The organism is Bartonella sp. AP72JLCBS, assembly GCF_042195705.1.
GTDB lineage: Bacteria > Pseudomonadota > Alphaproteobacteria > Rhizobiales > Rhizobiaceae > Bartonella.
The window spans coordinates 1-1,907 of the sequence record NZ_JBHIOU010000058.1 but is presented as its reverse complement, the minus strand read 5'-3'; the positions used below and the strand labels follow the sequence as shown (position 1 = coordinate 1,907).

Genomic DNA, 1,907 nt, shown 5'->3' with positions numbered 1-1,907 from the left:
TTCAAACTTAAAACTGTCAATGATGATGGTAGCACTGGTGAGGAAAAGGTTTACAATAGTGTAGCGGAAGCACTTGCAGGTGTTGCAAGTTCTATTACGAATGTTCACAATGATGTGACCAATGTAGTCAGTGATAGTCTTGCCAAGCAGGATGAAAAGACAAAAGTTATCAATATTGGTACAGAAGTAGAAGGCAATGAAATCAATATCGCAAATAAAGACAAAGGGGATAGAATTCTTTCCGGTGTGAAAGAAGCCGTGAGAGGTAATGAAGCTGTTAATAAAGACCAGCTTGATAAAAGTCTGAAGGAGCTTTCTAACAATCTTCAGTCTGATGAATCGGCTGTTGTTCATTACGATAAAACAGGTGATGATAATAGCAGCACTAATTATGCGAGTGTGACTTTGGGTAAAGGTAAGGGTTCTGCACCTGTTGGTTTGCATAATGTTGCCGAAGGTCAGATTAGTGAGAATTCGCATGATGCGGTTAATGGCGGTCAGATTTCTAAGGTTTCTCAGGATATTGCGAAATACTTAGGTGGAGGTACAAGCTTTAAAGATGGTACTTTCACGGATCCAACCTATAAATTATCCAGTGTTGATGCAAAAGGCGAGGTAGTAGAAAAATCCTATGGTGATGTTGGTTTAGCCATTGAAGGTATTGATACGAATTTCAAGAATGTGAATAACAACCTAACGAATAAGTTTAATGAACTTACTGAAAACATTACGAATATTACTCAGGAAGTTCAAGGCGATGCGCTGTTGTGGAATAAGGACGCAGATGCGTTTGTAGCGACGCATGGGGACAATAAAGAGAACAGCAAGCTTACATCACTTGCAGCTGGCTCTATAGTATCAGGCTCGAGTGATGCGATTACGGGTGGACAGATTTATGATCTGCAAAAACAGTTTGCTGGCTATTTTGGTGGTGGTGCTGGTTATAATGAGAAAGGCGAATGGCAAGATCCGGATTTCCAAATTCAGACTTTCAGCAATGATGGTACGAAAGGTGATAAGAAGAGCAGTAATAATGTTGCAGGTGCTTTTAATGACATTAATGACAGCATGAGCACTATCAACGCTCGTATTAAGGAAGTTTCAGAAGGAGTTGCACAAGATTCTTTATCATGGAGCAAGGCTGAAGGTGCTTTTGTCGCCTTGCATGGAGAAAAAGATGGTGAGAAGACACACAGCAAAATCACATCACTTGCAAATGGTGATATTACTGCTAGCTCAAGCGATGCTGTAGCAGGAAATCAGCTATATGCTCTAGGTAACAGTGTTGCGCAGTCTTTAGGTGGTGATGCTAGTTATGCAGGTGGCGCTTGGACGGCTCCAAGTTTCAAAGTTAAGATCGTTAATGAGGATGGTACTAAAGTTGAAGAGAAGAAGTATGATACTGTATCGGAAGCATTTGCTGGTGTAGGAACATCTTTTGAGAATCTTCAAAAAGAGTTTACTCAAAACAACACGGAGGTTACTGAAAATATTAAGCAGAATGCGTTGTTGTGGAGTGATTCTGAAAAGGCGTTTGTAGCAACACATGGAGAGGGTGATGAGAAAGGCAACAGTAAAATTAAGTTTCTTTCCAATGGAGAGGTTTCTGCAAGCTCAAGTGAAGCGGTCAATGGTTCTCAGCTTTTTGAGACGAATAAGACTGTTGCAACTTATTTAGGTGGTGGCGCTGAATATAAAGAAGGTCAATGGAGTACTCCAAGCTTCAAAGTTAAGATCGTCAAAGAAGATGGCAGTGCCGTTGAAGAGCAGAGCTATGATGATGTTGCGTCTGCCTTTGCTGGTGTTGGTGATTCATTCATGAATATTCATAAAGAGCTTCAGAATGAGATTAATAAAGTTGTAGGAGATAGTCTTGTTAAGCAGGATGATGCTACGAAGGTAATCAA

1 pseudogene is annotated in these 1,907 nt (G+C 40.5%); it reads left to right on the top strand.

Going from position 1 to position 1,907, the window contains the following annotated elements:
- Positions 1–1,907, top strand: a pseudogene (locus ACFILO_RS09300) (hypothetical protein); the annotation flags it as partial.